Source organism: Sphingomonas sp. PP-CE-3G-477 (assembly GCF_003050745.1).
GTDB lineage: Bacteria > Pseudomonadota > Alphaproteobacteria > Sphingomonadales > Sphingomonadaceae > Sphingomonas.
Genome location: NZ_QAOF01000005.1, coordinates 131,923 through 158,745 on the forward strand (window position 1 = coordinate 131,923; position 26,823 = coordinate 158,745).

Sequence of the window (26,823 nt, forward strand, 5' to 3'; positions counted from 1 at the left end):
CCACACTTTAAGACTAAATGCCGAAGTGCTATATATCTCCACCAGAAGGTGATAAATGTCGTACGTCGATCCGGCAACTGAAAAGCACGAAGAAAGCCGTGACACGGAGGGGCTAGCTAAGCGTCTGAGGCTCGCCCGCGAGCATGCTGGACTTACTCAGCAGCAGTTTGCCGACCGAATCGGCTATTCCCGGCGCCAAGTCCTGTCCTGGGAAAACGCAACAAACGTGCCTCCTGTTTGGGCGTTAGCTGCGGTGCGAAAGGCGTTCGATATTGATCCCGAGTGGGTTCTCTCTGGTCCGGGACTGATCCCTCTTAGGCAAGTGTCCTTGAGCCCTCCTGACCGACGCCACCGCCTTTGGGGTGAGGTGAGGAGATTGGCCAAGCGCGCTAGGCTAACCCTCCCAGAAGAGGTCATACGCAATTTCGCCGATCTGATCGCGCGAGAACCGGAAAACGCGGAAGAGGCAGCGAAGGAACGCGTTCGTGATGCCTTTCATGCATTGTCCACAGGAGGCCGCTTTTGAGGCGAACTGACTTCCCCACCAAACTTTCCGATCAATTTGAGCAGGAACTCCGCGATCGCGTTGCTCAAGCTAGAGCGAGCAGTTTCCGAAGACCGAATTGGCCTTTAATAGTTGTGATGCTCATATTCTCAGATGCTCTTTTTATAGCATCTGGAGCAATGGGAATTTTGATGCGGGAAACCATCCGAAACTATCTGTTTCTAGCTGCGATCGTACCCGGTCTGATATTAATTGTATTACTTCACTGTGGCTCACTGAAAATCCGCTCTTGAAGTGCCGGTAACCTATCATTCGACAAATGATATTGAATTTTTTCATTCTACATGAAAGTTGGGGTGATATGATAACGGCAATATTTGTAAGGCATGGTCAAAGCACGGGTAATGCAGGATTCCCATGTCACGATCTCGCAGAAATTGAGCTTACGGAATTGGGCCACCAGCAAGCACGTGAGCTCGCCGCTTCGTGGACAGACACTCCGTCTTTAATTGTGACCTCGCCATATCGAAGAACGCAACAAACAGCAGCCAGGACTGTTGCAAGATTTGCGGACGTGCCGGTAGAGGTCTGGCCAATCGAAGAGTTCACATATCTGGAGCCGTCTCGCTGGAATGGCACTCGTAGCGATGAGCGCATGCCACATCTCGAACAGTACTGGAGTGAGCTTGACCCCTCATACTGTGATGGTCCGGGAGCAGAAAGCTTTGCCACATTGCTTCGTCGAGCCGAGGCGACACTCAATCGCCTTGCGAAACTGCCGGCGCGGTCGATTGTCCTTCTCTTCAGTCATGGCCAATTCATTCAGGCGGTTCGTGCGGTCGTTGCCGCGCCCGACACAGATGACCGAGGCAAGATGAGAGGTTTTTGGCGGAAGTGTGAAGCACCCGCCATCAGCAATGCTCAGTGCGTAAAACTCCATCATAGCTTCGGTCGCTGGGCAATCGAATAGATCTAATAGTAGATAAAAAGAGCGTCTTAGCTGTCGGCGAGCACGACAAGCGGTAACGCACAGACTACGACGCGCTGAATATGTCTCTACCCTTCGTCGAGAACGCTCTTCGCCTCCTCGATCCCGAAACTCCACAGCGGACCATCATAGCCGTGTTTGCGAGCTTGATCGGCTTTCCGTTTTTCTCGCGACGTGAAATCATCAATCGCCGATTGAGGGAATTGCAGCTTTGCCATTGGCGCTGTCCTCGTTCCGGTGACGGTCAAAAATCCATTCGCGGTCAGTTGTCGAATAGCGGCGCTTACTGCGCCTTTGGAATAGCAGGTAAGCGTGGTGAGATCATCTCGATCGAACGGTACAGGACGGAAAAATGCCCCTTTTCGTTCCGCAAGTACGCCGAACACGGAGCGGCCAGTTGGGGTGATTGGCGAAGTTTGCGAGAAAACTGCCTCACGCCCAAAGGCGGTCAAAACCGCCACTAGCAGGTCAACGGCTTCCTTCCGCCGCTCGGTTGCCCGTGAATCTCGTCTAGAACGCATCGTCGCCTCCGTCCAATATAGAGGCGATGCCCGGCCAAAGCCGGGCGTTCGTAACCCTGCACGTCGCACAAGGCGCCGCCGCTTTTAGGCAGAACCCTGGACATATGCGTCGGCCACCCGGCCGAGAAACTCGACCAGATCGACGTAGCAGTGGGGTTACGACGCCCCGCGAGCGGGATTGACCGCATCGCCTGGGCTGATTCGCAGAATGGCGCACCCAGGGCAATGACTGAGTGCTCCATCGAGAAGAACATTTAGGCTTGTTAAAAAATACGGATCGGGTGCTTAAAGTTATGTGGACGGCTATGTCGTGACGGTCGTCACGCAGCAGCGCTAGATCTAGCTCAAATCAAGATTACTATGTGCACGGGATAATACGAGCTTGGCCTGCGCCTTGCCGAACTCGGTGCGCGGGGGATCTTTGCGCGGGTCGCGGCGAACGATGCGGGCACCGTCGTCGCGGTCCGCGCCTATTTCCCCGGTACGATGAAGGAGTCCATTCGCCAGAAGACCCGGTGGATGACGGGTATCGCTCTCGCCGGCTGGGATCGCACCGGCTGGGGGCGGCCGCGCGCGTTTGCCGATCACTGGATGCGGATGCGCGACCGGCGCGCACCGCTGGCGGTCGTGATCCTCGCGGTCGCCTATATCGCCATTCCGGCGTGGGGCGGGTCGCTGCTGCTCCACTGGGTCTTCGGCGAAACATCCCCCAATTCGAACCCTGTCTATCCGGCGGCATCATGGTCGGTCGCGTTCTGGCTGCTGGTGGCCAACGCGGCGCTGCTCGCGTGGCGACTCGCGATCCGCATGCTTTTCACCGGCCGCAGTTACGGGTTGCGCGAAGCGATGTGGTCGCTTCCACGGTTTCTGGTCGGCAACCTCGTCTCGCTAGTCGCCGCGCCGCGCGCCGTGATCCTCTACATCGGCATGCTGCGCGGTGCCGCGCCGGTGTGGGACAAGACACGCCACGACTTTCCGGACATGCCGTGCGCTCAGTCGGCGGTTTCCCCATGAGTGCCTTCGAGGCCGTCCGAAACGGATGACCGGTGGGCGCCCGCTGCGGTTCCTCGGATTGGCGCTAGGCGGTTGGGTGCTGATCCGTGTCGCGTTGCTGCTGCCCGAGATCGGTTCGATCCCGCCATCGGACGTGGTTCCCCGCTTGATAAAGGTTCTCGTGCCCGACGTCGCGGCCGCGGTTTTTCGCAGCGTCCCGGTACCGGTCCGCTCGACGCGGGCGGTCGAGATCGCAGGGTCGCCAACGCCGATCGCCGTGGGAAGGGTATCGTTTCCCCGAGCCGTCGAACCGCCTCTGCAAGACGCCAATGTGGTTCGGCTCTTACCACCCGACGCCGAGCATCGACCCGCTCCGATCCCGTCGCCTAGCGCGCCGCCTGCCGCCGCCCGCGGCTCGCCCCGACTGAATGGCAGCACTTGGTTGCTCGTCCGCGGCGGCCCTGCCGGCACAGTCTCAGGCGGGCAGCTCGGCGCCTCGCAGGGTGGCGTCCGACTGACCTATGCGCTTGGCACCCGACGTCGGTTCGCGCTGGCAGCACGCCTTGCCGCGCCCCTCAAGGGTGTCGGGCGCGAGGCGGCGCTCGGCATCGAATGGCAACCGACCCGCCTACCGGTCCGGTTGGTGGCTGAGCAGCGCTTCGTCCTCGACGGCGGACGCGGCGGCCCCACGATCGGGGTGATCGCCGGCTATGGCCCGTCCGACATAGCCCCGGGCATCCGCCTCGAAGCGTACGGCCAGGCCGGTGCGATCGCGCGCGACGGCGTCGAAGCGTTCGTCGATGCCTCGGCACGTCTCACGCATCCGCTCGGCAAGTTCGGCGGTGCACGCGCCGATATCGGTCTCGGTGCCTGGGGCAGTGCCCAGCGCGGCGCCAAGCGTTTCGATATCGGCCCGACGATCGTCGGCACCGTTCCGGTAGCCGGCAAGACAATCCGCCTCGCGCTCGACTGGCGCGAACGGATCGCCGGCACCGCGCGGCCAGACTCGGGCCCGGCGTTCTCGATCGGCAGCGATTTCTGACACGCGCTGCACGACCAAGCCGATGCAGATGCATGTTTGTCCAGCCTAGCCCCGCGCGCGCAATCCGGTGTAACGCTGAGGGCGTGGATCTGTATCTCCCCGTCGCCAACCTGTCGGTCAACGCGCTCGTCATCATCCTGCTTGGCGGAGGTGTCGGGCTGTTGTCGGGGATGTTCGGGGTCGGTGGCGGCTTCCTGACGACGCCGCTGTTGATCGTCTACGGCATTCCGCCGACCGTCGCCGCCGCCTCGTCCGCGAGCCAGGTGACCGGCGCGAGCGTGTCGGGCGTGTTCGCGCATTTCCGCCGCAAGGGTGTCGATACGAAAATGGGCGGCGTGCTTGTCGCGGGCGGTGTCGTCGGGTCGTTCTTCGGCGCGTGGCTGTTCCGGCTGCTCCAGCAGAGCGGGCAGATCGATACGGTGATCGCGATCGTCTACGTCGTCATGCTCGGTTCGATCGGCAGCATGATGGCGAGCGAATCAGTTGGCACGATCCGCCGCGCGCGCACCGGCCGGCCGCCCAAAGCCCGCAAGCGCCGCCACCACCCGCTCGTCGCCGCGTTACCGCTCCGGACGCGCTTCTACGCCTCGGGCCTGTATATCTCGCCGCTCGCGCCGCTGTTGCTCGGCTTCTTCACCGGCATATTGACGATCCTGCTCGGCATCGGCGGCGGCTTCATCCTCGTGCCGGCGATGATTTACCTGCTCGGCATGGCGACGTCGGTGGTGGTCGGCACGTCGTTGTTCCAGACGCTGTTCGTCACAGCGGTCGCGACGATGGTCCATGCCACCACGACCAAGGCGGTGGACATCGTCCTTGCGGGGCTGCTGCTGCTCGGTTCGGTCGTCGGCGCACAGGTCGGTGCGCGGTTCGCGACCAAGTTCCGCCCGGAATATCTGCGGCTCGCGCTTGCCGTCATGGTGCTGCTGATCGGCGTGCGGATCCTGCTCGGTCTCGTCTGGCGCCCCGAGGAGATCTTCTCGGTCACGTTGTCGTGAGGGCAGGGGCATGAAGCCTTGGCCATTCCTGCTGCTCGCGCCGCTGCTGATGGCGCAGGCCAAGCCCGTGCTCGTGCCCGACGTCTCGCAACGCAATATCGAGATCGCGTACAGCTTCACCGGTGCCGAACTGCTCCTGTTCGGCGCGATCCTCTACCCCGGCGGTCGCCTGCCGAGCGACGAGCATCCGACCGAGATCGTCGTGGTGGTGAAGGGGCCGACGCAATCGATCCTGATGCGCGAGAAGGAGAAGGTCGCGGGGATCTGGGTCAACGCCTCGCGCCTGCGGTATCGGTCCGCGCCCAGTTTCTACGCGATCGCCTCGTCCAAGCCGATCGACCGTCTGGTCGACGATCGCACGCGGGCGATCTACGAGCTCGGGCTCGACAGCCTGCAACTGTCCCCGGCTTCCAGTGCGCCGGTCGATACGCAGGATCGTTTCCAGAACGGGCTGGTCGATCTGAAGCGTCGTGCCGGCCTGTATTACGAGGCTCCCGGCGCGGTCGAGATCACCGACGGCGTCCTCTACCGCGCGCGCGTCTCGATCCCTGCCCGCGTGCCCATCGGCCGCTTCACCGCGGAGACGTTCCTCATCCGCGATGGTCGCGTGCTGGCGGCGGCGGTGCGCGATATCGACATCCGCAAATCGGGCTTCGAGCGGTTCGTCGCGCGCGCCGCGGATCGTTCGTCGGTGATGTACGGGCTGGTCGCGGTCGCGCTGTCCGTATTCCTGGGCTGGGCCGCGGGTTGGATCGCGCGCAGACTGTAGCGATCGTCGGACGCAGAATTGGCTACAGTCGAAGTATCGTCTCGGGATCGTCCGGCTCGGATCGTCGACAGGGTCGTCACCGGATATTTACGCCTTGGGTGCAACAGTCGCTGTAATGACTGGAGATCTTGCCGGAATGAGCGACTCGTCGGGCCATGATGCGTTCCTGCGGGCAGTACCGTTAACCGGCGGACCGATGGTCGCGCCGGGGATATCGCCCGCCGCATCGGCTGCCCCTGCTGCATCTTGCTGCCCCGCCACACCGATCGGCGTCGTCTTCGCGATCGCCGGCTCCAGCAGTCGCGTACTGCTCGATCGCGCCGCGCTCGGTGCGGCGTCGGTCGATACCGATCCCGTGGTCGCGGCGGCGGGGCAGGTCGGCAGTCAGGTGAAGATGCGCGTCGGTACGACGTGGCTGGTCGCCAACATTCGTTCGCTGAAGCTCGAGGACACCGCCGGCACCTGCATCTCCGCCGAGATCGATTTCCTCGGCGAGGGCGACGAAGAGCAACTGACCGGCAGGCTCTACAAGTTCCGCCGCGGGGTGACGCGGTATCCGATGCCGGGTTGCGAGGTGGTCCCGATCACCACCGCCGACCTGCAGCAGGTCTATGCGGCACAGGACCGCGCCAATATCGAGGTCGGCATGGTCTATCCGACCACCGATATCCGCGCTGCGCTGTATGTCGACGCGATGCTCGGCAAGCATTTCGCGCTCGTAGGATCGACCGGCACGGGCAAGTCGACCAGTGCCGCGCTGATCCTCCACCGGATCTGCGAGCTCGCGCCGCAGGGGCATATCGTGATGATCGATCCGCACGGCGAATATGCCGCTGCGTTCAGGTCGAACGGCGCGATCTACGACGTCTCGAATTTGCAGATGCCGTACTGGCTGATGAATTTCGAGGAGCATTGCGAGGTTTTCCTCACCAGCAGCGGCTCCGCACGGCAGTTCGACGCGGATATCCTCGCCAAATGTCTGCTCGCCGCCAAGGCCAAGAGCCGCCTGGGGCAGGAGATCGCCAAGCTCACCGTCGATGCGCCGATCCCATATCTGCTGAGCGACCTGACGACGATCATCAGCGCCGAGATGGGCAAGATGGACCGGGCCGGCGATACCGCGCCCTATCTGCGGCTCAAGGCGAAGATCGATGAGATCAAGGCGGACCCGCGCTACGGCTTCATGTTTTCGGGCATGCTCGTCGCCGACACGATGGCGAGCTTCCTCGCGCGCATCTTCCGCCTGCCCGGCGACGGCAAGCCGATCTCGATCATCGACGTCTCGGGCGTGCCCTCGGACATCACCTCGGTGGTGGTCGCGGTGCTCGCGCGGATGACGTTCGACTTCGCGATCTGGTCGCGCAACGAACCACAGCGCCCGATCCTGCTCGTCTGCGAGGAGGCGCATCGCTACATCCCGGCGGGGGCTGAGACGAGCAGTTCGGTTGGCCGGATCCTCGGCCGGATCGCCAAGGAAGGCCGCAAATACGGCGTGTCGCTCGGACTCATCACGCAGCGCCCGTCCGATCTTGCGGAAGGCGTGTTGTCGCAGTGCGGCACGATCATCGCGATGCGCCTCAACAACGACCGCGACCAGGCGTTCGTCCGTGCCGCGATGCCGGAGGGCGCGCGGGGGTTTCTCGATTCGATCCCCGCGCTGCGCAACCGCGAATGCATCATCTGCGGCGAAGGCGTGACGATCCCGATCCGCGTTTCGTTCGACGGGCTCGAGGAGTCGAAGCGTCCGGCGTCCGGCGACCCGCTATTCTCCGAACTGTGGCGCGACGTCGGCGGCGAGGACCAGATCATCGGCCGCACGATCCAGCGCTGGCGGGCACAGGGGAAATAGAGCGCCCGGCGATGCTCGCAACCTGCCGGGTTCGAGGCTAGAAAGCTGGGAGTTGGCGCTCGTATCGCCGTGTTCGGAGGGTTCATGATCGACCGCGCGATTGTCCTCACGCTTCCCATGATGCTCGCCACGCCATCCGCGGCCGCTCCCGCCGCTCATCGATGGCCCGGCGATATCGTGGGCAGGGCGGAGAGTCTCGCTGCCCTCCAGTCGCTGGAGATCGACCTGCTCACGCGAGACAGCGCGACGTTGGCGCTGGACGACTGGTGCGCGCGCCATCGGATGGCTGCGCCGGGAACCAGGATCGTCGCGGATCGCGATACCGCGGCGGTCAAGGCACCGACGGCGGACCAGCGGCGGCGGCTCGGCGTCACCGATCAGGAGCCGATCCGCTATCGAAGGGTGCGGCTGCGATGCGGGACCCATGTGCTGTCCGAGGCCGACAACTGGTATGTTCCGTCGCGACTGACCGCGGCGATGAATGCGGCGCTCGATACGAGCAACACGGCGTTCGGACGCGTGGTGCAGCCGCTCGGGTTTCGACGCCAGACGCTGTCGGCGCGGCTCTTGTGGTCGCCGTTGCCGGACGGCTGGGATAGCGGGGCACCGATCCCCGCCGGACCGCCGATGCTGCAAATTCCCGACCATGTGATCGAGAACCGGGCGCTTCTCGTCACGGCGGCGGGAACGCCGTTCAGCGAAGTCGTCGAGACCTATACCGGCGCCGTGCTCGATTTTCCGCCGCCATCAGCGCACGACTAGGTCCGACGGTCCAGGACCGCGCGTTCGCTACCCGCCGACGCGGACTGCCAGCAACTGCGCCACCTTCGCCTTGAACGCGCGGAGTTTCTCGCCGGACAGCGCGGCCACGCTCGCGAACGAGACCGAGCGCGGATTGATCGCCGCGCCATTCTTCCACACTTCCCAGTGCAGATGCGGGCCGGTCGACATGCCCGTGGATCCGACATAGCCGATCACCTGGCCGGCGCGCACCCGCGTGCCAGAGCCCACCGCGATCCGGCTCATATGGCCGTAGCCGCTCGCCATCCCGCCGCCGTGCACGAGCTTGACGAAATTGCCGTAGCCGCCGGTCCGCCCGGCGAACGCGACCACGCCGTCGGTCATCGCGTGGATCGGCGAGCCGTAGGGCGCGCCGATATCGAGGCCCTTGTGCATCCGCGTGAAGCCCAGCAGCGGATGCACGCGCAGGCCGAAGCTTGATGTGATCCGACCTACCACCGGCATCCCCGACACGGCGCGCCGCTCGGTCTGTCCGTTCGCGTCGAACCAGCCGCCGCGGTTGGACTCTTCGTCGGCGTCGACGTTTGCCGCGTCGGGCGCGAACCGCACGAGTTGCACCTTGCGACGCCCCTGGTCGATGCCGGCGAAGAGGAGGTCGCCGATCCGGGTCTCGCCGGTCGCGGCACGCTCGCGCTCGACGATCACGTCGAAGCTGTCCGCCGCCGTCACGTCGCGGCCGAGCGAAAGTCGGGTCGAGATCGCCTTGATGAAAGACTCGACCGCCTTTGCGGGGACGCCGGCGGCGCGCGTGGAGCGGTAAAGGCTGGAGCCGACCAAGCCCTGGATCCGCAGCGGCGTCGAGTCGACCGCGATCGGCCTGCGGTTCACGGTCAGTCCGCCCGCACCGCGCGTCAGCGACAGCGCCAGATCGAACCTCGCGCGGACATCGAGCTGTTCCAATGGCCGCGCGACGGTGCGGTCCGGCCGGCGCCCGAGGGTGAGCGCGATCCGCGTGCCGGCCGGGATGGCCTTGGGGTCGACCGACTGCGCGACCAGCGCTGCGGCGGCCTCGGCATCGCTTCGACCGACGCCCGCGCGCATCAGCGCCCGGTCGAACGCATCGCCCTGGCCCAGCGTCGCGGACAGTTCGAGCGTCGGGCGTTCGGGGGCGTCCGCGAGCGGTGCGACGAGATCGTTCGCCGCCATCCGCCGCCCGGTGGTCGCGCCCTGGGCAAGCGGCGCGATGCCCTGCGCACGCGTCTCTTCCCACTCGGCACCGGCAAGCGGCGATGGCACCGCACCGACCAGTGGCCTGAAATTCGGTGCGAGCGCCCAGGTCGCGGCGCACAAGGCGGTGCATGTCGCAAGCCCGCGCCACCAGTCGAGGCTGCCGATGCGGTGGCCGAGATCGGGCACCCAGTCGATCCGCGCGGCATGATCGCGCAGAACGTCGACGGGAGAGGGCGCGCGAGCAGCGGCAGGCGGCGAAAGCGCGCGGCCGAATGCCGGGCTCGCCGTGCCGCCGGCCAGTTCGAAGCCTTGATCGTTACGAAGATACACGCAGGCCCGCCCCGATGTTGCCGTTCCCCCGGCGCTCAAGGCGTCGTTGTGGTCGATACATGCTAAAGTCAAATTAACCGATGTGTGCGCACGACCAAGTTTGCGGCGAGATGGGGCTGCACGGGGGCAGGACGTAATCTGCAAGGAAACTCTGCGCAGGTCATTGCGCACGCAGACTTTACCCCCGATGTTGCTGGAATGAACGACGGCGCGAACGACGGGATCACGGCGGTTCTCGGCCCGACCAACACCGGCAAGACGCACCTCGCGATCGAGCGGATGTGCGCGCATTCAAGCGGCATGATCGGCTTTCCTCTGCGATTGCTGGCGCGCGAGGTCTATGACCGCGTGGTGGCGATCAAGGGCGCGAACCGGGTCGCGCTGGTCACCGGCGAAGAGAAGATCGTGCCGCCCGATGCGCGCTGGTTCCTGTGTACCGCCGAGTCGATGCCCGACCGCGACGTCGCCTTCGTCGGTATCGACGAAGCGCAACTCGGTGCCGATCCGGAACGCGGCCACGTCTTCACCGACCGGCTGCTGCGCGCCCGCGGGCGTGAGGAGACGATGATCCTCGGCTCCGAGGCGTTGCGGCCTATGATCAAGAAGCTCGTTCCCGGTGCGGAAATCGTCAACCGGCCACGCTTCTCGACACTGACCTATGCCGGCGCGAAGAAGATCAGCCGGCTGCCCAAGCGATCGGCGATCGTCGCGTTCTCTGCGGAGGAGGTCTACGCGGTTGCCGAGATGTTACGACGCCTGCGCGGCGGTGCGGCGGTCGTGATGGGGGCGCTGTCGCCGCGTACCCGTAACGCACAGGTCGCGATGTTCCAGGCGGGCGAAGTCGATTATCTGGTCGCGACCGATGCAATCGGCATGGGGCTCAACATGGACGTCGCGCATGTCGCGTTCGCCAGCCTCAACAAGTTCGACGGCAAGCGCCAGCGGCGCCTGACGGTGGCCGAGATGGCGCAGATCGCGGGGCGTGCGGGGCGTCACCAGCGCGACGGCACGTTCGGCGCGCTGTCCGACGATGGCCCGGGCGCGTTCCTCCCCGACGAAGTGCTGGCGATCGAAGAGCACCGGTTTCCGCGACTCGAGAACCTCTATTGGCGGCAGGGCGAGCCCGATTTCACAAGCATCGATGCGCTGGTCGCGAGCCTGGAAGCGCGACCGCCCGCTGGCGTTTTGCGCGCTGCGCCGCAAGCTCTCGATCTGGGGGTATTGAAGCGGCTGGCGGAGGAAGGCTGGGTCCGCGAACGCGCACGGCACCCTGCGATGGTCGCGCGCCTGTGGGCGGCTTGTGGCGTGCCTGATTTCCGCAAAGTCGGCCTCGATCCGCATGCGCGTTTCGTATCGCGGCTGTTCGGGCATCTGAGCGAAGGCCGCGGGCATATCCCGCACCAGTGGTTCGCCGACGAGATCGCGCGGCTCGATACGGTGGCGGGTGACGTGCCGGTGATCGCGGGGCGGATCGCGGCGACGCGGATCTGGGCGTATATCGCGCAGCGCGCCGACTGGCTGGCCGAGCCCACGCTCTGGGCGGCGCGGACTGCGGCGCTTGAGGAGCGCCTGTCGGATGCGCTGCACGCCAGCCTGACGCAGCGGTTCGTCGACAAGCGCACGACGGCGCTGATGCGCCAGATCGGTGCAGATGCGGGTGCGTTGCCGGTGGTGATCGGGCCTGAGGGCGAGGTGATGGTCGAGGATCATCCGATCGGTCGGCTTGACGGGTTCCGCTTTACCGTCGCGGCGGACGCGCGGGCGAGCGACAAGCGGCTGTTGCTTGCGGCGGCGGAAAAACGGCTGACCGGCGAGCGGTCGCGGCGCGGGCAATCGCTGGTCGATGCGCCGGACGTCGATATCGCGCTCGACGACGTTGCGCAGGTCGTCTGGGCTGGGCATCCGGTCGCCAAGCTTGGCGCAGGGCCGTCGTTCGCGCGGCCGAAGCTGATCCTAGACCGGTCGCTCGACTGCCTCGACAAGCCTGCGCGGGAGCGAATCGAGGCGCGGCTGGCGCTGTGGCTCGCGGGGATGCTCAAGCGGCGGATCGCGGTGCTGGTCCACCTTGCCGAATTGAGCCGCGATCCGAATGCGACGCCCGCGTTGCGCGCGGTAGCGAGCGCGATCGAGGAGGCCGGCGGGATCCTGCCGCGGTTGCCGATGCGGCTGGCGCTCGACGCGATCGATCCTGACGAGCGCAAGCGTTTGCGCAAGATCGGGATTACGGTCGGTGCGCTCGACCTGTTCGATGCGCGGTTGCTCAAGCCCGAGTCGGCGCGCTGGCGGCGCATCCTCGCAGCAGCCCGCGGTACGACGATCGCCGCCCCGCGCGATGGCGCGACGGTATTGGCGCGTGGCAGCGAGGGGGCGGTTCTGGAGGCAGGGTTCCGTCCGCTCGGACTCCAGGCGGTCCGGATCGACCTGATCGAGCGCATCGCGCGGGCCGCGCACGACTCGCGGCAGGGGCGCACGCCGTTCGCGCCCGATCCTGCGCTGGCGACGTCGATCGGCGTCGATCCCGCGTCGCTGGAGCGGTTGATGGCCGAACTCGGGTTCAAGGCGCTGGCGGGGGACGCGCCGCGCTGGGTCTGGCGCGGTCGTCCGCCTGCTCGCCCCGCGGCGCCGACGCCAATCGATCCGTCGCGGCAGAATGCGTTTGCCGGGCTGGCTGCACTGGTTCGCCATGGTTGAAGGCGCGATGCGGATCGATCGGTTCCTGTGGTTCGTGCGGCTCGCCAAGACCCGCAGCGCCGCGCAGGCGATCGCCGAGCGGGGGCATCTGCGGATCGACGGGCGCCCGATCGATCGCGCGCATTGCCCGGTGCGGGTGGGGAATGTGCTGACGTTTGCAGTGGCCGATCAGGTTCGGGTGATCCGGGTCGAGGCGCTGCCGGTCAGGCGAGGGCCGGCCCCCGAGGCTCAAGGATGCTATCAGGATTTGATTGCGGGGAAGACGCCGGCCGGTACCGTCCGCGATCCTGCTTCCGAGTGACCGATGAGGCTCGACACGAGCGATCGCCGTCATCCTGACGAACGTCAGGACCCAGAGCCACGAGACGCTGCCCTTGGTATCCTGGGTACTGACTTCGTCAGGATGACGTAAAGGGGTTGGGCAGTGTGGGATCAAGCCACGACAAAGCCTGATAACGTCTCGCAGAAGGCTTGCTATGATTGACGCGACCGACCAGCGCGCATAGTCGCTGGCGCGTTCGTCGCCGGAAAGGAATCCGGCCCAGGAGTTCTGCAATGACCTACGTCGTCACCGATGCCTGCATCCGCTGCAAGTACATGGACTGCGTGGAAGTGTGCCCGGTCGACTGCTTCTACGAAGGCGAGAACATGCTAGTGATCAATCCCAGCGAGTGCATCGATTGCGGCGTGTGCGAACCCGAATGCCCCGCCGAAGCGATCCTGCCCGACACCGAGAGCGGGCTGGAGCAGTGGCTCGAGCTCAATACGACGTTCTCGGCGCAATGGCCCAACGTCACGCGCAACGACAACCAGACGCCGCCGGATGCCGACGCCATGAAGGGCGTCGAGGGCAAGTTCGACAAGTATTTCTCCCCGGAGCCGGGCGCTGGCGACTGATTGATCGCTGTTAGGTCAAGCCGTCTGCCATGTGCGGCGTACGTGCGGCTGGTAATTTTGTTGCAAAGCTGCTACTCACGTCTGCGACGGGCGTGACGACGGAAGTCGTGCGCCTGGCGTGAGTTAGACCTATCCCTCCCCCGATGCAGCAGCGACGAGTCCTTCGTCGAGGCGTCGCGGCGAGGCCTGATCCGGAAAGGCCCCAAATGGCTGCCAAGGCACTGTCCTTCGATGTCGGTGATTTCGTCGTTTATCCCAAGCACGGGGTCGGCCGTGTGATCGAGCTCCAGCGCTCGGAAATCGCCGGCATGACACTGGAACTCTACGTCCTCCGGTTCGAGAAGGAGCGCATGACGCTCCGCGTGCCGACCAACAAGGCCGAAAGCGTCGGCATGCGCAAGCTGTCGTCCGACAAGACGATGCGCGAGGCGATGGATACGCTCAAGGGCAAGCCCAAGGTCAAGCGCACCATGTGGTCGCGCCGTGCGCAGGAATATGAAGCGAAGATCAACTCGGGCGACCTCGTGTCGATCGCCGAAGTGGTCCGCGATCTGTTCCGTGCCGACGACCAGCCCGAGCAGAGCTATTCCGAGCGCCAGATCTTCGAAGGCGCGACCAGCCGCCTCGCGCGCGAACTGGCGGCGATGGAAGAGCTCGACGAGCCCAAGGCGCAGGAGAAGATCCTCGACATCCTCCGCGCCGCGGCGGCGATCTACAACAAGGACAAGGTGCCGGCGTAACGCTTGGTTCCTTGATGCGACGAAGGGGCGGTCCTGTGGGGCCGCCCTTTTTCGTTTTAGGGATCGGCCAATCACCCCCTCATGGCGCGGGAAGATTGCAGGGCGACCCGAGGGCTTCTCGCCTGCTATCCCGACCTTTGCTAGGTACGTGCAAGTATAGTGCGAGGTAATACTGGCTTGCGGCGCTTTCCTGAACGTAACCTTGCTACAGGGAAAGAAAATGATCGGCAGGATCGTTACGCCCGAAATCCAGTCGTAGATGCCGGCGCGAACTACTCTCGCCGCACGGAGCGAACGTCTCGCCGGATATCGATTGTTATTCGGCCGGCTCTCCGCTGACTGACGCCATCCATGTTTGGAAAGGTTAAGTCTATGCGTACGAATCTCCCGAAATACCCGACGGTTGCCCTGATCCTCATCGCCGGTATCGGCCTTAGCGGCTGCGCCACGAAGGGCTTCGTCCGCGAGCAGATCGCCGTGGTCAACACGCGCATCGATGGCCTCGACGGTCAGTTGCGCACGGTCGAGGGTACGTCCGGCCAGGCACTCGCCCAGGCTCAGGCCGCTGCCGGCCAGTCGCAGCAGAACGGCCAGCGCATCGATCAGCTGACCGGCCGCGTCGACGATATCGACCAGCAGGTCCAGCAGCAGGCGAAGCAGCGCCAGCGCAAGCCGCGCGGCTAAACCGATCTTCGCACGCGCTTGCATCGACGGACGGCCCTGTTGGACACGCCCATCTTGATCCCGGGCATCTGGTCCACGGGGCTGTTCCGTCGCGTTTGCCGTACGGCCGCGGTCGCCGCGCTGACGCTGGCGCTGGTTGCCCCAGCGTCGGCGGCTCCGACGAAGGCCGCTCCGGCGAAGGCTACGCCGGGTGCGGCCAAGGCGCGCAAGGCCAAGGCTCCAGCGCGGTCACGGACCAAGGCCAAGGCCGCGGTGGTGGCGCCGTTGGTGCTCCCCCCGCAGTCCGAGCCGGCGAGCCGCATGCTCGCGTGGATCACGGCCGAACACGACAATAAGGGCCTGCCCTATGTCGTGATCGACAAGCAGGCCGCCTCGCTGCTGCTGTTCAGCGCGAAGGGCGAGTTTCTCGGCCAGACGCCCGTGCTGCTTGGCGTCGGCATCGGCGATGACTCGTCGCCAGGGGTCGGCGCGAAGAACCTTGCCGATATCGGTCCCGCCGAGCGGACCACGCCGGCCGGTCGGTTCGTCAGTAAATTCGGGCGCGCCTTTGGTCGCCAGCGCGTCATCTGGGTGGATTACGCCAATTCGGTCGCGCTGCATGCGGTGATCACCACGCACAAGAGCGAGCACCGCGTCGAGCGGCTGCTGTCGCCGACGCCCGACGACAACCGCATCAGCTTCGGCTGCATCAACGTCGGCACCAAATTCTACGCACGGACGCTCAGCCCGCAGTTCCAGAAGAAGGGCGGGGTGGTCTATATCCTGCCCGACACCAAATCGCTCGACGATGTATTCCCGCGCGTGCGCCTGCTGCCCTATGTAAGCGCTGCGACCGGCTGAAATGCCGGTTCTTGCGAAGGGACTATGATGATCTTGCTGATGCTTGCCACTCTCGCTGCGGCCGATCGAACGCCGGATCGACCAGTGGTGGTGAGTTCGCTCACGACCCAGCAACTCCTGGAATTCTGCGAAGGCAAGGATAGCGATCCTTCCGCCAATTTCTGCACCGGCTACATTCTCGGCGAATTCGACGCGCTGTCGCTGTCGGGCGATATCTGCCCGCTCCCGGCCCGCGCCTCGAACGTCAAGGTGGCCGCTACCGTTCGAAAGTATCTGCACGCGCGTGCCAAGAAGACGGGGACCGGCGCGCCATCTTTCGTCGTGCGCGATGCGCTGCGCGACGCCTACCCGTGCAAGCGTGGCTAGCAGGTCAGGTCCCGACGAGCGGCCTCGCATGAATTAGCCTTGCGGCATTCCGCATCAGGTGTATTGTTCGCGCAACACACAGGAGGATGCGATGAACTTTCTTGCGCTCGGACTGATCATTCCTCTCGCGGCCTGCTCGTTCAGCTGGAACAGTGACGACGAGGGTTCGGCCGCAGCGGCCGCTGGCTCGGGGGCCACCCGAACATATCAGGTGGCCGGTTTCAACGGCATCGACCTGCGCGGCTCGGACGACGTCGATGTCCGCGTCGGCACCGGCTTCTCGATTCGTGCGGAAGGGCCGAGCGAACAGCTCGATCGGCTGCGGATCGATCGCGACGGCGACACGCTTAACATCGGGCGCAAGACCGGGACGAACTTCGGCTGGAACAAGGGCGCCAAGGTCAAGGTGTTCGTCACGTTGCCACGGCTGACCGAGGCCAACGTCTCCGGATCGGGCAACATGGCGATCGATCGTATCGAGGGGGGCGGGTTCGCGGGCGGGATCGCAGGCTCCGGCAATCTCTATGTCGGCGCGATTCAGGTCGACGACGCGAAATTCTCGATCGCGGGCTCCGGCACCGCGCGGGCGAGCGGTTCCGCGCGTGATCTGAAGGTCGAGATCGCCGGTTCGGGCGACCTCGACGGCACGAAGCTGCGCGCGCAGTCGGCGAAGATCGAGATGGCGGGGTCGGGCAGCGTCCGTGCGGTCGTCAACGGCTCGGCCACGGTCGACATGATGGGATCGGGCGATGTCGATCTCGGCCCGAACTCGCGCTGCACGACGTCGAAGATGGGCTCGGGGCGCGTCCGCTGCGGCCGCTGATCCGCCACGCCATCCGGCTTGCGTGACGACACGGAAGCGACGACGATCGCGAGTATGAGATTCCTGCTCGCACCGTTGCTGCTCCTCTCGTCGCCCGTACTCGCGCAGGCGCCCGTTCCCGGCCGGACCGTCTCGGTCGGCAGCTTCGACCGGGTCCGCGTCGAAGGGCCGTTCGAGGTCCGCGTCACGATCGGCTCGCCGCGCGCGACGATCACGGGGTCGCGCAGCGACGACGGGGTCACGGTCCGCGTCGATGGCACGACGCTCTCCGTTCGCAAGGGCGCCGGCGGCTGGGGCGAGCAACCGCGCGGCGGCGGCACGAGCGGTCCGATCGTCGTCACTGTCTCGACCCCCGGGCTCACGTCCGCGAGCGTCGCGGCAGGCGGGCGGCTGACGATCGCGAAGATGCGCGGGATGCGCGTCGACGTGACGGTCAGCGGCAACGGGAGCCTGGCCTTGGCCGCGGCCGACACCGATCAGTTGAACGCGACGGTGATCGGCACCGGCCAGATGACGCTTGCAGGCCGCGCGGCGCGGGCGAGACTGGTGACGAGCGGGCCGGGCGCGATCGATGCGTCGGGGTTAGCGGTCAACGACCTGACCGTGCACCTCGATGGGGTAGGGGAGACCAAGGCCGCGGCGCGCTACACCGCGCAGGTCACGAATGCGGGCTTGGGAAGCGTGTCGGTGACCGGACCAGCAAAATGCCGTGTCGATTCGGCGGCAGGCGGTCCGGTAGTGTGCGGGAAACCGGGCGGGAGCGGGGAGCCGTAAGGGTATTCGAGTCGGGCGAGGTCGGTTCGAGATACCCGCCCCGCAAGTGCTCCGGGAAGCGGGCTCGGACACTCATTTTAAATCAGCGCCAACTCCGCTAGCTTCGTCATCAACGCCGGCGGCATCACGTCCAGCCCGGTTGCATCGCCCCCCAGATCGAGCGGGGCGTCCGCGCCTTCCAGATACCGCCAGCCCTGATGCGCGCGCTTGGGCCGGGCCTGCACGAGGACCAGCTTCGGATCGATGTGGATCGCGACGCGCCCCTCTTCGGCCTCGCCGAATCCGAGGATCGGCGAGCGGGCGATCAGCTGGTGCTTGAGGATCCAGAACATCGAGCCCTGGCCCGCGACCTCCTCATGCCGCTTGGGCAGATAGCGCGTGGTGAGGAACACCGGCCCCTCCTCGCCGCGCAGCCGGAGCCGCTCCGCTAGATGGTCGACGCTTTCCGCGCCGAACGCGACTTTGGTAAGGTGGAGCGGCATGGCGTTGGAAATGGGCCTTAAACCGCCCCAGTCAACCGGCCGATCAACCGTGCAGCCCCCACAATGCTGCCAGCCCGAGGAACGAAAAGAACCCCATCGTGTCGGTCATCGTCGTCACGAACACCGCGGACGACACCGCGGGATCGATCCGGAACTTGTCGAGCGTCACCGGCACGAGCACGCCGGCTAGCCCAGCGGTCAAATTGTTGGTCAGCATCGCCGCCGCGATCACGATCGAGAGATCGGTATTGCGGAAGATCACGTACGTCCCGAGCCCGATCAGCGCCCCCAGCATGACGCCGTTCGCCGCGGCGATGCGGAACTCGCGGCCGATCATCCGGCGCGTGTTCGAACTCGTCAGCTGGTTGGTCGCGAGCGCGCGCACCACCACCGCGAGCGTCTGCGTGCCGGCGTTGCCGCCCATCCCCGAGACGATCGGCATCAGCACCGCGAGCAGCGCGAAGCTCGCAATCGTCCCCTGGAACAGCCCGACGACCGACGATGCGACCATAGCCGTGCCAAGATTGACCACCAGCCACGTGAACCGCGTCCGCACCGTCAGCCGGATCGGCTCGTTGATATCGCCGTCGCCGGCGCCTGCAAGGCGCAGCGTATCCTCGCCCGCCTCCTCGGAGATGATGTGGACGATGTCGTCGACCGTGATCATCCCGACCAGCCGGCCACCATGATCGACCACCGCCGCCGAAATCAGCGCGTATTTCTGGAAGCGGAGCGCGACTTCCTCCTGGTCCATGTCGACCGGGATCAGCGTCTGCTCGCGCTTCATCACATCGGCGATCGCGATCCCGCGCGGCGTGCGCAGCATCCAGGAGAGCTGGCACGTGCCGATCGGCTTGTGCGCGGGATCGACGACGAAGATCTCCCAGAAATCGGTCGTCAGCTCTTCATGACCGCGCAGGTAATCGATCGCGTCGCCGACGGTCCAATGCTCGGGCACCGCGATCAGCTCGCGCTGCATCAGGCGGCCGGCGGATTCCTCGGCGTAGCTCAGCGCCTCCTCGATCGCGGCGCGATCGTCCGGATCGAGCGCGCGCAGCACCGCGCGCTGCTCGTCCTCGTCCATGTCCTCGATGATCGCGACGGCATCGTCGGTATCGAGTTCGGACGCGAGATCGGCGACCTGGTGCGGTTCGAGCGCGTCGATCAGGTCCTCGCGGACGTAATCGTTCATCTCGGCGAACACGTCGCCGCCAAGCAGATCGGTGACCGCGCGCGCCAGCGCCGCGCGATCCTCCTGCGGGGTCAGCTCGAACAGATCGGCGATGTCGGCCGGGTGCAGCGGCTCGACCAGCGCGCGCGCGCCCTCGTCGTCGCCGTCCTCGACTGCATCGAGCACCGCCCGCACGAATTCGGGACGCAGATGGTCGTCGCGATCGAGCTGGTTTTCGGGCTGGGTGTCGGTTTCGACCTCGGGAAGCTCGAGTTCGCTCATGGCTGCCTCCCTTAAAAGATGCGCGGTTGGGCCCTAACGCGGCGCGCGTGCATTTGCCAGTCGGAGTGCGGCTCCCTATCTGCCGCGCATCAATTCAGGAGAACATGAATGGCTGACACCCCCGAAACGCTGACGCTGACCCTCGATGGCGGCGACGTCACGATCAAGTTCCGCCCCGATCTGGCGCCCAAGCACGTCGAGCGGATCGCCGAGCTAGCGAACGAAGGCTTTTACGACGGCGTACCCTTCCACCGCGTGATCCCGGGCTTCATGGCGCAGGGCGGTGACGGTGGTCGCGGCGACGGCACCGGCGGGTCGAGCAAGCCCAACCTCAAGGCGGAATTCTCGGCCGAACCTCACGTCCGCGGCGTGTGCTCGATGGCGCGCACCAACCAGCCCGACACGGCGAACTCGCAGTTCTTCATCGTGTTCGACGACGCACGCTTCCTCGACAAGCAGTACACCGTCTGGGGCGAAGTCACCGACGGCATGGACCTGATCGATGCGCTGCCGAAGGGCGAGCCGCCGCGTGCGCCGGGCAAGATTGTCAAGGCACACGCTGCGTAAGCTGAATTCCCCTCCCGCTTGCGGGAGGGGCTAGGGGAGGGCGCGACGTACGTACCGGCGTCCGGTGTGCGAGGCACGCCCCTCCCCCGACCCCTCCCGCAAGCGGGAGGAGAGCAGCGGTCATACCTCCGCCACCGTCCGTATCAACCAGTCGTGGAACAGCTTCACCGGCTTGGTCTGCAACGCCCTTGGGCGGCAAACGAACCAGTAGCTGTACGGGCTCTCGACCTCGATATCGAACAGCCGCACCAGTCGCGGATCGTTCGCATCCTCGAAGTGGCTCGCATGCATGAACGCGACGCCAAGCCCCTGCGCGGCCGCCTCCAGCATCAGCGCCCCCGAATCGAAATGATCGATCGCCAGCGGCTCGATGTCATCCAGCCCCGCTGCCGTTCGCCATGCGGTGAACGTATCCGTCATGTCGCGGTGCACCAGCGCCGTCAGCGTCGATAGCTGTTCGGGCCGCGTGACAGGGTCCGCGCGCTCCAGCAGGCTCCGCGCGCCAATCACATAGACCGAATTGCGATCGAGCCGCCGCGCGTAGAACGCCGGATCGATCTCGCGCGACAGCGCGATCACCGCATCGAGCCCATCGCCGAGCCGCGACACCAGATGCGCCGCGGTATCGATATCGAGGTGCAGTTCGGGATGCGTGGTGCGCAGCTCACCCAGCTTGGGGAACAGCTTCTGCGACGCGTAGAGCGGCAGGATCCCGAGCCGCAGCCGCAGCACCTCGGTCGTGCTGGTCAGCGATTCGACCGCGTCCGACAGCGAGTCCAGAACCGGTGCGATCTGCGCAAGCAGCCGCTCGCCATCCGCATTGAGCACCATCGCCTGATGCCGCCGCGCGAACAGCGGCTTGGCGATGAACCGCTCCAGGCTTTGCACGCGACGGCTGAGCGCAGGCGCGGACAGCGCCAGATCCTCGGCGGCGGCCTTGATCGACCCCAGCCGCGCGACCTGCACGAACGCCTCGATAGCCCCCAGTGGCGGCAGCCTGCGCATGATTCCTCTTTCGACTCGACAAGTGTGACAATGACCGCTGGACGCATTCATGCATGCGATTGCAGTTAGCGCAATCGTAGCTGATCCCTTCGCACTTGCAACACGAACCGTCTCGCCGCAAAAAGACCTCGCCTTTCAGGCATCCTCTCCTAAAAACTTTCATGGGCTGGCCTTCATTGGCCGGCCCTTTTTTTGTGCGTTTTTGGTCCGTACCGGCGATCAAGTCCTCGCGCCGCCGGAAGAGGCTCCCCATCTGACACTTCGAGTTCGAAGGAGTCGAGATGCCCGATAGCGAAATCCCCACGCGGAAAATCCAGGTCGCCAACGCGCGTCCCGAAGACAGCGGCCGCGGCTTGGCGCATCTGCCGCGCGCGCTGATGGCGACGCTCGGCATCGGCGAAGGCGACGTGATCGAAATCCTCGGCAAGCAGAACACGCCCGCGCGCGCCGTCGGTCCGTATCCGGAAGACGAAGGTCTCGATATCCTCCGCATCGATGGCCTTCAGCGTGCCAATGCCGGCGTCGGTTCGGGCGATTTCGTCGAAGTGCGCAAAGCCGAGTCGAAACCGGCAACCCGCGTCGTGTTCGCGCCGGCGCAGCAGAACCTCCGCCTCCAGGGCTCGACCAACGCACTTAAGCGCACCTTCCTCGGCCGGCCGATCTGCCAGGGCGACATCGTCGCGACCGCGGGGCATCAGCGCGTCGGCAACATGCCGCCCAACGTCCAGCAGTTCATGAACGCGCCGGCGTACGCGCTCCAGGAGATCCGCCTCGCGGTGATCGCCGCCAGCCCCAAGGGCGTGGTGCACATCGACGAGAATACCGAGATCGAACTCCGCTCCGAGTACGAGGAGCCACAGGCCGCGCGCCGCGCCGACGTCACCTACGACGATATCGGCGGCATGGCGCAGACGATCGACCAGTTGCGCGAGATGGTCGAACTGCCGCTCCGCTACCCCGAACTCTTCCAGCGGCTCGGCGTCGATCCACCCAAGGGTGTGTTGCTGCACGGCCCTCCCGGCACCGGCAAGACGCGTCTCGCGCGCGCCGTCGCCAACGAATCCGACGCGCAGTTCTTCCTGATTAACGGCCCCGAGATCATGGGCTCGGCGTACGGCGAGTCCGAGTCGCGCCTCCGCGAAGTGTTCGAGGAAGCGGCAAAGGCAGCACCGTCGATCGTGTTCATCGACGAGATCGATTCGATCGCGCCGAAGCGTGGCCAGGTATCGGGCGAGGCGGAAAAGCGTCTCGTCGCGCAGTTGCTGACGTTGATGGACGGTATCGAATCGCGCGCGAACCTCGTCGTGATCGCGGCGACCAACCGCCCCGCGGCGATCGACGAAGCGCTGCGTCGTCCGGGCCGGTTCGACCGCGAGATCGTCGTCGGCGTGCCCGACGAGCGTGGCCGTCGCGAGATCCTCGGCATCCATACGCGTGGCATGCCGCTCGGCGACCGCGTCGATCTGGATGAGCTGTCGCGCACCACCTACGGCTTCGTCGGCGCCGATCTCGCCGCGCTGACCCGCGAGGCGGCGATCGAGGCCGTGCGTCGGATCATGCCCAAGCTCAATCTCGAGGAGCGGACGATCCCGCCCGAAGTGCTCGACGAACTGTCGGTCACGCGCGAGGATTTCCTGGGGGCGCTCAAGCGCGTCCAGCCGTCGGCGATGCGCGAAGTCATGGTCCAGGCACCGACCGTGCGCTGGGCCGATGTCGGCGGTCTCGACGACGCGCAGATGCGTTTGAAGGAGGGCGTCGAACTCCCGCTCAAGAACCCCGACGCGTTCCGCCGCCTCGGTATCCGGCCGGCCAAGGGCTTCCTGCTCTACGGTCCCCCCGGCACCGGCAAGACGCTGCTCGCCAAGGCGGTCGCCCGTGAGGCGGAAGCGAACTTCATCGCCACCAAATCGTCCGACCTGCTCAGCAAATGGTATGGCGAAAGCGAACAGCAGATCGCCCGCCTGTTCCAGCGCGCACGCCAGGTCGCACCGTGCGTGATCTTCATCGACGAACTCGATTCGCTGGTGCCGGCGCGCGGGTCTGGCGCAGGCGAACCACAGGTGACCGAACGCGTCGTCAACACGATCCTCGCCGAAATGGACGGGCTGGAGGAACTGCAGTCGGTCGTCGTGATCGGCGCGACCAACCGCCCCAACCTGATTGACCCGGCGTTGCTGCGCCCCGGCCGGTTCGACGAACTCGTCTACGTCGGCGTGCCCGACAAGGCCGGCCGCCGCCGCATCCTCGGTATCCAGACCGAGAAGATGCCGCTGGCGTCCGACGTCGACCTCGACCGCCTCGCCGACCGCACCGACCGTTTCTCGGGTGCAGACCTGGAAGATGTCGTCCGCCGCGCCGGTCTGGTGGCCTTGCGTCGCTCGATCGATTCGACCGACGTGACGATGGCCGACTTCGAAGGTGCCCTGAAGGAGTCGCGCGCTAGCGTCACCCCGGAGACGGAACGCGAATACGAACAGATGGCCGCCCGCCTGAAGCAGGACGCAACGGCAATCCAGCCCCTGGGCTTCGCGTTCCCCAACAAGGCGGACGATTGACCCTCGCTTCCCACCCGGTTCCCGCCGGGTGGGAAGGTGAGCGATCTTCCCAGAGGATCAGCGTTGCACGCGGCATGGCCATGTTGTACCATTCGGTACAAGTTCAGCGATAGGTGCCGCCATGTCCCGACCGCCACTGCCTCCGTTCACGCATGAGACCGCAGCGCAGAAGGCGCGCATGGCGGAGGACGCGTGGAACAGCCGCGATCCGGACAAGGTGTCGCTCGCCTACACGCCCGACAGCGTCTGGCGGAACCGGGCCGAGTTCCTGACCGGCCGCGAGGCGATCGTCGCTTTCCTGACGCGCAAATGGGCGGCGGAACTCGACTATCGCCTGATCAAGGAAGTCTGGGCGCATGATGGCAACAGGATCGCGGTGCGGTTCGCCTATGAATGGCGCAACGACGCCAGCGACTGGTTCCGGTCCTATGGCAACGAGAATTGGGAGTTCGACGACGCCGGGCTGATGGCGCGCCGCATCGCCTCGATCAACGACTGCGCGATCGCGGACGGCGACCGCAAGTTCCATTGGCCGCCCGGCCGTCGCCCCGACGACCATCCCTCGTTGAGCGATCTCGGCCTCTGAGCGCGAAGCGCGTCCTGACCGATCGCGCCGACGCCCTGCCGGCACTGGCCGAGGCGTTTCGCGAACACGGCTTCGAGGGCGCCAGCCTGGCGACGCTCTCGAAGGCGACCGGGCTCGGCAAGGGCAGCCTCTACAACTTCTTTCCCGGCGGGAAGGCGGAGATGATGGACGCCGTCCTCGCCGAGATAGACGATTGGTTCGCCACGACGATCTTCGTGCCGCTGGAGCGGGCGAGCGATCCGGCTTCGGCAATCACCACCATGATCGAGGACGTGACGGCGTATTTCCAGTCCGGGGGCAGGGTCTGCCTCGTCGGCTGGCTCGGTCTGGGCGCCTCCGGTGACGTTTTCGCAGTCCGGATCAGCGGGTATTTCTCCCGCTGGATATCGGCCTTGGCGCACTGCCTCGAAGCGAGCGCTATCCCGTCACCGCTGGCCCTGCGCCTCGCCGAAGACACGGTTGCAGGGATTCAGGGCGCGATCGTCCTGGCGCGCGCGTTGGGTGAGGACGCCGCATTCGTGCGGATCGTCCGTCGGTTGGAAGGGATATTGCTCGACGCAGTGGCATGTCATGGCAGGTTCGATGCGTAACCGGCCTGATCCAGCCTAAATCTCTTTCGCATCACGCAGCGAAACCCAGGCATAGGCGATCATCACGACACAGGCCGCGCCCGCGACGAGATACGGCAGCGAGTGCTGCGCCTCGTACAGCCCGACCCCGATCGAGGGCCCCAGTACGAAGCTCGCGCCGTTGATCGACGTCACTTTCCCCGCGACCGAGCCTTGCGCGTTGGCGCCGACCGCCAGCGAAGAGCCCGCCGTGAACCCCGGTCGCGTGAAGCCGAAGCCAAGGCTTGCCAGCGCGTAGGCGGTTGCGATCGTGTAAAGCGACGTGGCGATGCCGGTCAGCGCGGTGCCGACCGCCGCCAGCACCAGCCCAGTGAGCACGAGCTCCCGTGGCGTCATGTTCAGGCGCGGGATGATGCCCCATTGCGCAAGCAGCGCCGCGCCTGCGCCCATCATCAGGACGATGCCGGTCGGCTCGAGCGCGAGGGCAGGGGCGAGGTGGAGGCGGTCGATCACGAGAAAGCCGATCGCCTGGCCCGTCATGGCCTGCGCGTGGCCCATCACCAGTCCGGCGATCATCCACGCGCGGATGCGGGAATCGGTATAGCCGATATGTTCGACATGCGATCCGGTGGCGGCGGCGACCGAGGCGCCGGTCGGGGCGCCGCCGATCGAGGGGTAGGCCGAACTCGCGCCGTGCGTCTCGTGGGCTGCGACGATCTTGTCGTCGGGCAGCATCCGCCGCACCGTGATCCACACCGCCACGCCGAACACCGCGAACAGGAACGCGGGGCCCGCCAAGCCGATCTCGATCCCGCCGATCGAGCCAAGGATCAGATACGGCGCGATCGCCGGCCCCAGGATGGTGCCGAGCCCGAATGCCGAGGCGAGCAAGGTCAGCGCCTTGGTCCGCTCTTCCCGCGTCGTCTCGCCGGCGACGAGCGCCTGCACCGCCGGGGGTGCGGCCGCACCGAACGTGCCGTAGATCAGTCGGCCACCGATGAAACACAGGAACGCGGTCGTGCCGCCGATCCAGGCGTTGATTCCCGCGAGCAGGAACACGCCGCACAAGCTCAGCGACACGCTGAACCCGCCGACGCCGAGCAGGATCATCGCGCGCCGGCCGTGTCGGTCCGATCGGTTCGCCCAGAACGGCGCGGCGATCACCCACAGCAACGCCGAGACCGAGAACGCCGCCGCGACCGCGCTGTCGGCAACCCCGAGCGACCGCCCGAGTGCCGGCAGGACCGATTGCAGTGCTGTATTCCCCGCGGCGATCGTCAGCATCACGAGGAACATCAGCGCGAAGCGACGGTCGATCTTCGGGCCGTCCGTCGATGCACCGGTCATGCTCGTGTCCAGTGATAGGCGCGCTCGATCCGCGCGACGTTGACCGAATAGCTGTCGTACCAGAGTGCCCGCCCGCGTTCGCGAATCGCGGTGTGCTCGGGATGGTCGCGCCATGCGATCGCCGCGGCGTCGTCCGCCCAATAGCTCACGGTAATTCCCATGCCGCCCGCCTCGCGCGCGCTGTCGACGCCGCGATAGCCGGGCTGCGCCGCGGCCAGCGCACCCATCGCCGCGGCGGCCTCGCCATAGCCGGCGGCGTCCGTGTCGTTACGGATCGACACGAAAATGACGGCGATCTGTCCTGTCCGATCATCCTGCATGGCGGATGCTTAGGGGAAGCCTTGCACTTGGCAAAGTCGCCGGAACCACTTGGCGCAACACGACTTCCGCTTCGGTTCGTCGCCTGATGCAACCCGCGGCCCTTGAAACGCGTTCGGAATTCGTGCGACGGGAGGGCCAAAGCCTCGCCATCGTTTGC

Annotated in this window: 28 protein-coding genes; 21 read left to right on the top strand and 7 right to left on the bottom strand. The window is 65.7% G+C overall.

Features of this window, described 5'->3' with window-relative positions:
• Window positions 1–55: 55 nt before the first annotated feature.
• Together C8J45_RS11895 and C8J45_RS11900 are read left to right on the top strand one after the other, a co-directional pair.
• Window positions 56–526, top strand: a complete 471-nt coding sequence (locus C8J45_RS11895) for a helix-turn-helix transcriptional regulator (protein ID WP_107963392.1) — start codon at window positions 56–58, stop codon at window positions 524–526.
• 343 nt (window positions 527–869) lie between these two features.
• Window positions 870–1,475: a histidine phosphatase family protein gene (locus tag C8J45_RS11900; protein ID WP_107963537.1), complete on the top strand. Its 606-nt coding sequence runs from the start codon at window positions 870–872 to the stop codon at window positions 1,473–1,475.
• A gap of 86 nt (window positions 1,476–1,561) precedes the next feature.
• On the opposite strand, the gene C8J45_RS18920 is transcribed toward C8J45_RS11900, so the two are convergent.
• Window positions 1,562–1,954 (bottom strand): hypothetical protein, encoded by a 393-nt coding sequence (locus C8J45_RS18920; protein WP_146168614.1) that lies wholly within the window; start codon window positions 1,952–1,954, stop codon window positions 1,562–1,564.
• A gap of 546 nt (window positions 1,955–2,500) precedes the next feature.
• Here C8J45_RS18920 and C8J45_RS11905 point away from each other — a divergent pair.
• The 6 genes from C8J45_RS11905 (at window position 2,501) to C8J45_RS11930 (ending at window position 8,427) form a co-directional block, all read left to right on the top strand.
• Window positions 2,501–3,028 carry a hypothetical protein gene (locus C8J45_RS11905; RefSeq protein WP_107963393.1) on the top strand — a complete coding sequence of 176 codons (528 nt, stop codon included), beginning with the start codon at window positions 2,501–2,503 and terminating at the stop codon, window positions 3,026–3,028.
• 25 nt (window positions 3,029–3,053) lie between these two features.
• Window positions 3,054–4,049 carry a hypothetical protein gene (locus tag C8J45_RS11910; RefSeq protein WP_107963394.1) on the top strand — a complete coding sequence of 332 codons (996 nt, stop codon included), beginning with the start codon at window positions 3,054–3,056 and terminating at the stop codon, window positions 4,047–4,049.
• 83 nt (window positions 4,050–4,132) lie between these two features.
• Entirely contained in the window at window positions 4,133–5,047 is a 915-nt protein-coding gene (locus tag C8J45_RS11915; protein WP_107963395.1) for a sulfite exporter TauE/SafE family protein, read from the top strand.
• Between the two features lie 10 nt (window positions 5,048–5,057).
• Window positions 5,058–5,816 (top strand): TIGR02186 family protein, encoded by a 759-nt coding sequence (locus tag C8J45_RS11920; protein WP_107963396.1) that lies wholly within the window; start codon window positions 5,058–5,060, stop codon window positions 5,814–5,816.
• 196 nt (window positions 5,817–6,012) lie between these two features.
• The gene (locus tag C8J45_RS11925) at window positions 6,013–7,665 is read left to right on the top strand and encodes an ATP-binding protein (protein ID WP_258191441.1); all 1,653 of its coding nucleotides are present in this window, start codon (window positions 6,013–6,015) and stop codon (window positions 7,663–7,665) included.
• A gap of 84 nt (window positions 7,666–7,749) precedes the next feature.
• Window positions 7,750–8,427 carry a hypothetical protein gene (locus C8J45_RS11930; protein ID WP_107963398.1) on the top strand — a complete coding sequence of 226 codons (678 nt, stop codon included), beginning with the start codon at window positions 7,750–7,752 and terminating at the stop codon, window positions 8,425–8,427.
• Window positions 8,428–8,454: 27 nt separating this feature from the next.
• Here C8J45_RS11930 and C8J45_RS11935 read toward each other — a convergent pair whose 3' ends face one another.
• Window positions 8,455–9,966, bottom strand: a complete 1,512-nt coding sequence (locus tag C8J45_RS11935) for a M23 family metallopeptidase (RefSeq protein ID WP_107963399.1) — start codon at window positions 9,964–9,966, stop codon at window positions 8,455–8,457.
• A gap of 198 nt (window positions 9,967–10,164) precedes the next feature.
• Between C8J45_RS11935 and C8J45_RS11940 the strand changes: the two genes are divergently transcribed.
• The 9 genes from C8J45_RS11940 (at window position 10,165) to C8J45_RS11980 (ending at window position 17,781) form a co-directional block, all read left to right on the top strand.
• Entirely contained in the window at window positions 10,165–12,657 is a 2,493-nt protein-coding gene (locus tag C8J45_RS11940; RefSeq protein WP_107963400.1) for a helicase-related protein, read from the top strand.
• Window positions 12,650–12,958, top strand: coding sequence for an RNA-binding S4 domain-containing protein (locus C8J45_RS11945; RefSeq protein ID WP_107963401.1), 309 nt, complete (start codon window positions 12,650–12,652; stop codon window positions 12,956–12,958). Before C8J45_RS11940 ends, C8J45_RS11945 begins: the two co-directional genes overlap by 8 nt.
• Before the next feature lie 254 nt (window positions 12,959–13,212).
• Window positions 13,213–13,554 (top strand): ferredoxin FdxA, encoded by a 342-nt coding sequence (gene fdxA, locus C8J45_RS11950; protein ID WP_031393648.1) that lies wholly within the window; start codon window positions 13,213–13,215, stop codon window positions 13,552–13,554.
• 206 nt (window positions 13,555–13,760) lie between these two features.
• Entirely contained in the window at window positions 13,761–14,294 is a 534-nt protein-coding gene (locus tag C8J45_RS11955; RefSeq protein WP_056053923.1) for a CarD family transcriptional regulator, read from the top strand.
• A 372-nt stretch (window positions 14,295–14,666) separates the two neighbouring features.
• Entirely contained in the window at window positions 14,667–14,978 is a 312-nt protein-coding gene (locus tag C8J45_RS11960; protein ID WP_107963402.1) for a hypothetical protein, read from the top strand.
• Between the two features lie 39 nt (window positions 14,979–15,017).
• Complete coding sequence (locus C8J45_RS11965; protein WP_258191426.1) at window positions 15,018–15,818, top strand: hypothetical protein; 801 nt, start codon at window positions 15,018–15,020, stop codon at window positions 15,816–15,818.
• A 27-nt stretch (window positions 15,819–15,845) separates the two neighbouring features.
• A complete protein-coding gene (locus C8J45_RS11970) occupies window positions 15,846–16,184 on the top strand; it encodes a Rap1a/Tai family immunity protein (protein WP_181321205.1) in 339 nt (112 codons plus the stop codon).
• A gap of 91 nt (window positions 16,185–16,275) precedes the next feature.
• Window positions 16,276–17,007, top strand: a complete 732-nt coding sequence (locus C8J45_RS11975; RefSeq protein ID WP_107963404.1) for a head GIN domain-containing protein — start codon at window positions 16,276–16,278, stop codon at window positions 17,005–17,007.
• Between the two features lie 54 nt (window positions 17,008–17,061).
• A complete protein-coding gene (locus C8J45_RS11980) occupies window positions 17,062–17,781 on the top strand; it encodes a GIN domain-containing protein (RefSeq protein WP_146168615.1) in 720 nt (239 codons plus the stop codon).
• Between the two features lie 77 nt (window positions 17,782–17,858).
• On the opposite strand, the gene C8J45_RS11985 is transcribed toward C8J45_RS11980, so the two are convergent.
• Window positions 17,859–18,263, bottom strand: a complete 405-nt coding sequence (locus tag C8J45_RS11985) for a DUF1489 family protein (RefSeq protein ID WP_056053914.1) — start codon at window positions 18,261–18,263, stop codon at window positions 17,859–17,861.
• A 43-nt stretch (window positions 18,264–18,306) separates the two neighbouring features.
• Window positions 18,307–19,716 carry a magnesium transporter gene (gene mgtE, locus C8J45_RS11990; protein ID WP_107963406.1) on the bottom strand — a complete coding sequence of 470 codons (1,410 nt, stop codon included), beginning with the start codon at window positions 19,714–19,716 and terminating at the stop codon, window positions 18,307–18,309.
• 108 nt (window positions 19,717–19,824) lie between these two features.
• Between mgtE and C8J45_RS11995 the strand changes: the two genes are divergently transcribed.
• The gene (locus C8J45_RS11995) at window positions 19,825–20,283 is read left to right on the top strand and encodes a peptidylprolyl isomerase (RefSeq protein WP_107963407.1); all 459 of its coding nucleotides are present in this window, start codon (window positions 19,825–19,827) and stop codon (window positions 20,281–20,283) included.
• Window positions 20,284–20,403: 120 nt separating this feature from the next.
• Here C8J45_RS11995 and C8J45_RS12000 read toward each other — a convergent pair whose 3' ends face one another.
• Window positions 20,404–21,288, bottom strand: a complete 885-nt coding sequence (locus tag C8J45_RS12000; RefSeq protein ID WP_107963408.1) for a LysR substrate-binding domain-containing protein — start codon at window positions 21,286–21,288, stop codon at window positions 20,404–20,406.
• 281 nt (window positions 21,289–21,569) lie between these two features.
• Between C8J45_RS12000 and C8J45_RS12005 the strand changes: the two genes are divergently transcribed.
• The 3 genes from C8J45_RS12005 to C8J45_RS12015 all read left to right on the top strand — a co-directional run bounded on the left by C8J45_RS12005 (window position 21,570) and on the right by C8J45_RS12015 (window position 25,019).
• The gene (locus C8J45_RS12005) at window positions 21,570–23,843 is read left to right on the top strand and encodes a CDC48 family AAA ATPase (RefSeq protein WP_107963409.1); all 2,274 of its coding nucleotides are present in this window, start codon (window positions 21,570–21,572) and stop codon (window positions 23,841–23,843) included.
• A 121-nt stretch (window positions 23,844–23,964) separates the two neighbouring features.
• Window positions 23,965–24,429 carry a nuclear transport factor 2 family protein gene (locus tag C8J45_RS12010; protein WP_107963410.1) on the top strand — a complete coding sequence of 155 codons (465 nt, stop codon included), beginning with the start codon at window positions 23,965–23,967 and terminating at the stop codon, window positions 24,427–24,429.
• Entirely contained in the window at window positions 24,372–25,019 is a 648-nt protein-coding gene (locus C8J45_RS12015) for a TetR/AcrR family transcriptional regulator (RefSeq protein WP_258191427.1), read from the top strand. The genes C8J45_RS12010 and C8J45_RS12015 overlap by 58 nt, the downstream gene beginning before the upstream one ends.
• A gap of 15 nt (window positions 25,020–25,034) precedes the next feature.
• On the opposite strand, the gene C8J45_RS12020 is transcribed toward C8J45_RS12015, so the two are convergent.
• Both C8J45_RS12020 and C8J45_RS12025 read right to left on the bottom strand, forming a co-directional pair.
• Window positions 25,035–26,345 (bottom strand): MFS transporter, encoded by a 1,311-nt coding sequence (locus C8J45_RS12020; RefSeq protein ID WP_107963411.1) that lies wholly within the window; start codon window positions 26,343–26,345, stop codon window positions 25,035–25,037.
• Entirely contained in the window at window positions 26,342–26,665 is a 324-nt protein-coding gene (locus C8J45_RS12025; protein WP_107963412.1) for an antibiotic biosynthesis monooxygenase, read from the bottom strand. Before C8J45_RS12025 ends, C8J45_RS12020 begins: the two co-directional genes overlap by 4 nt.
• Window positions 26,666–26,823 lie beyond the last annotated feature (158 nt).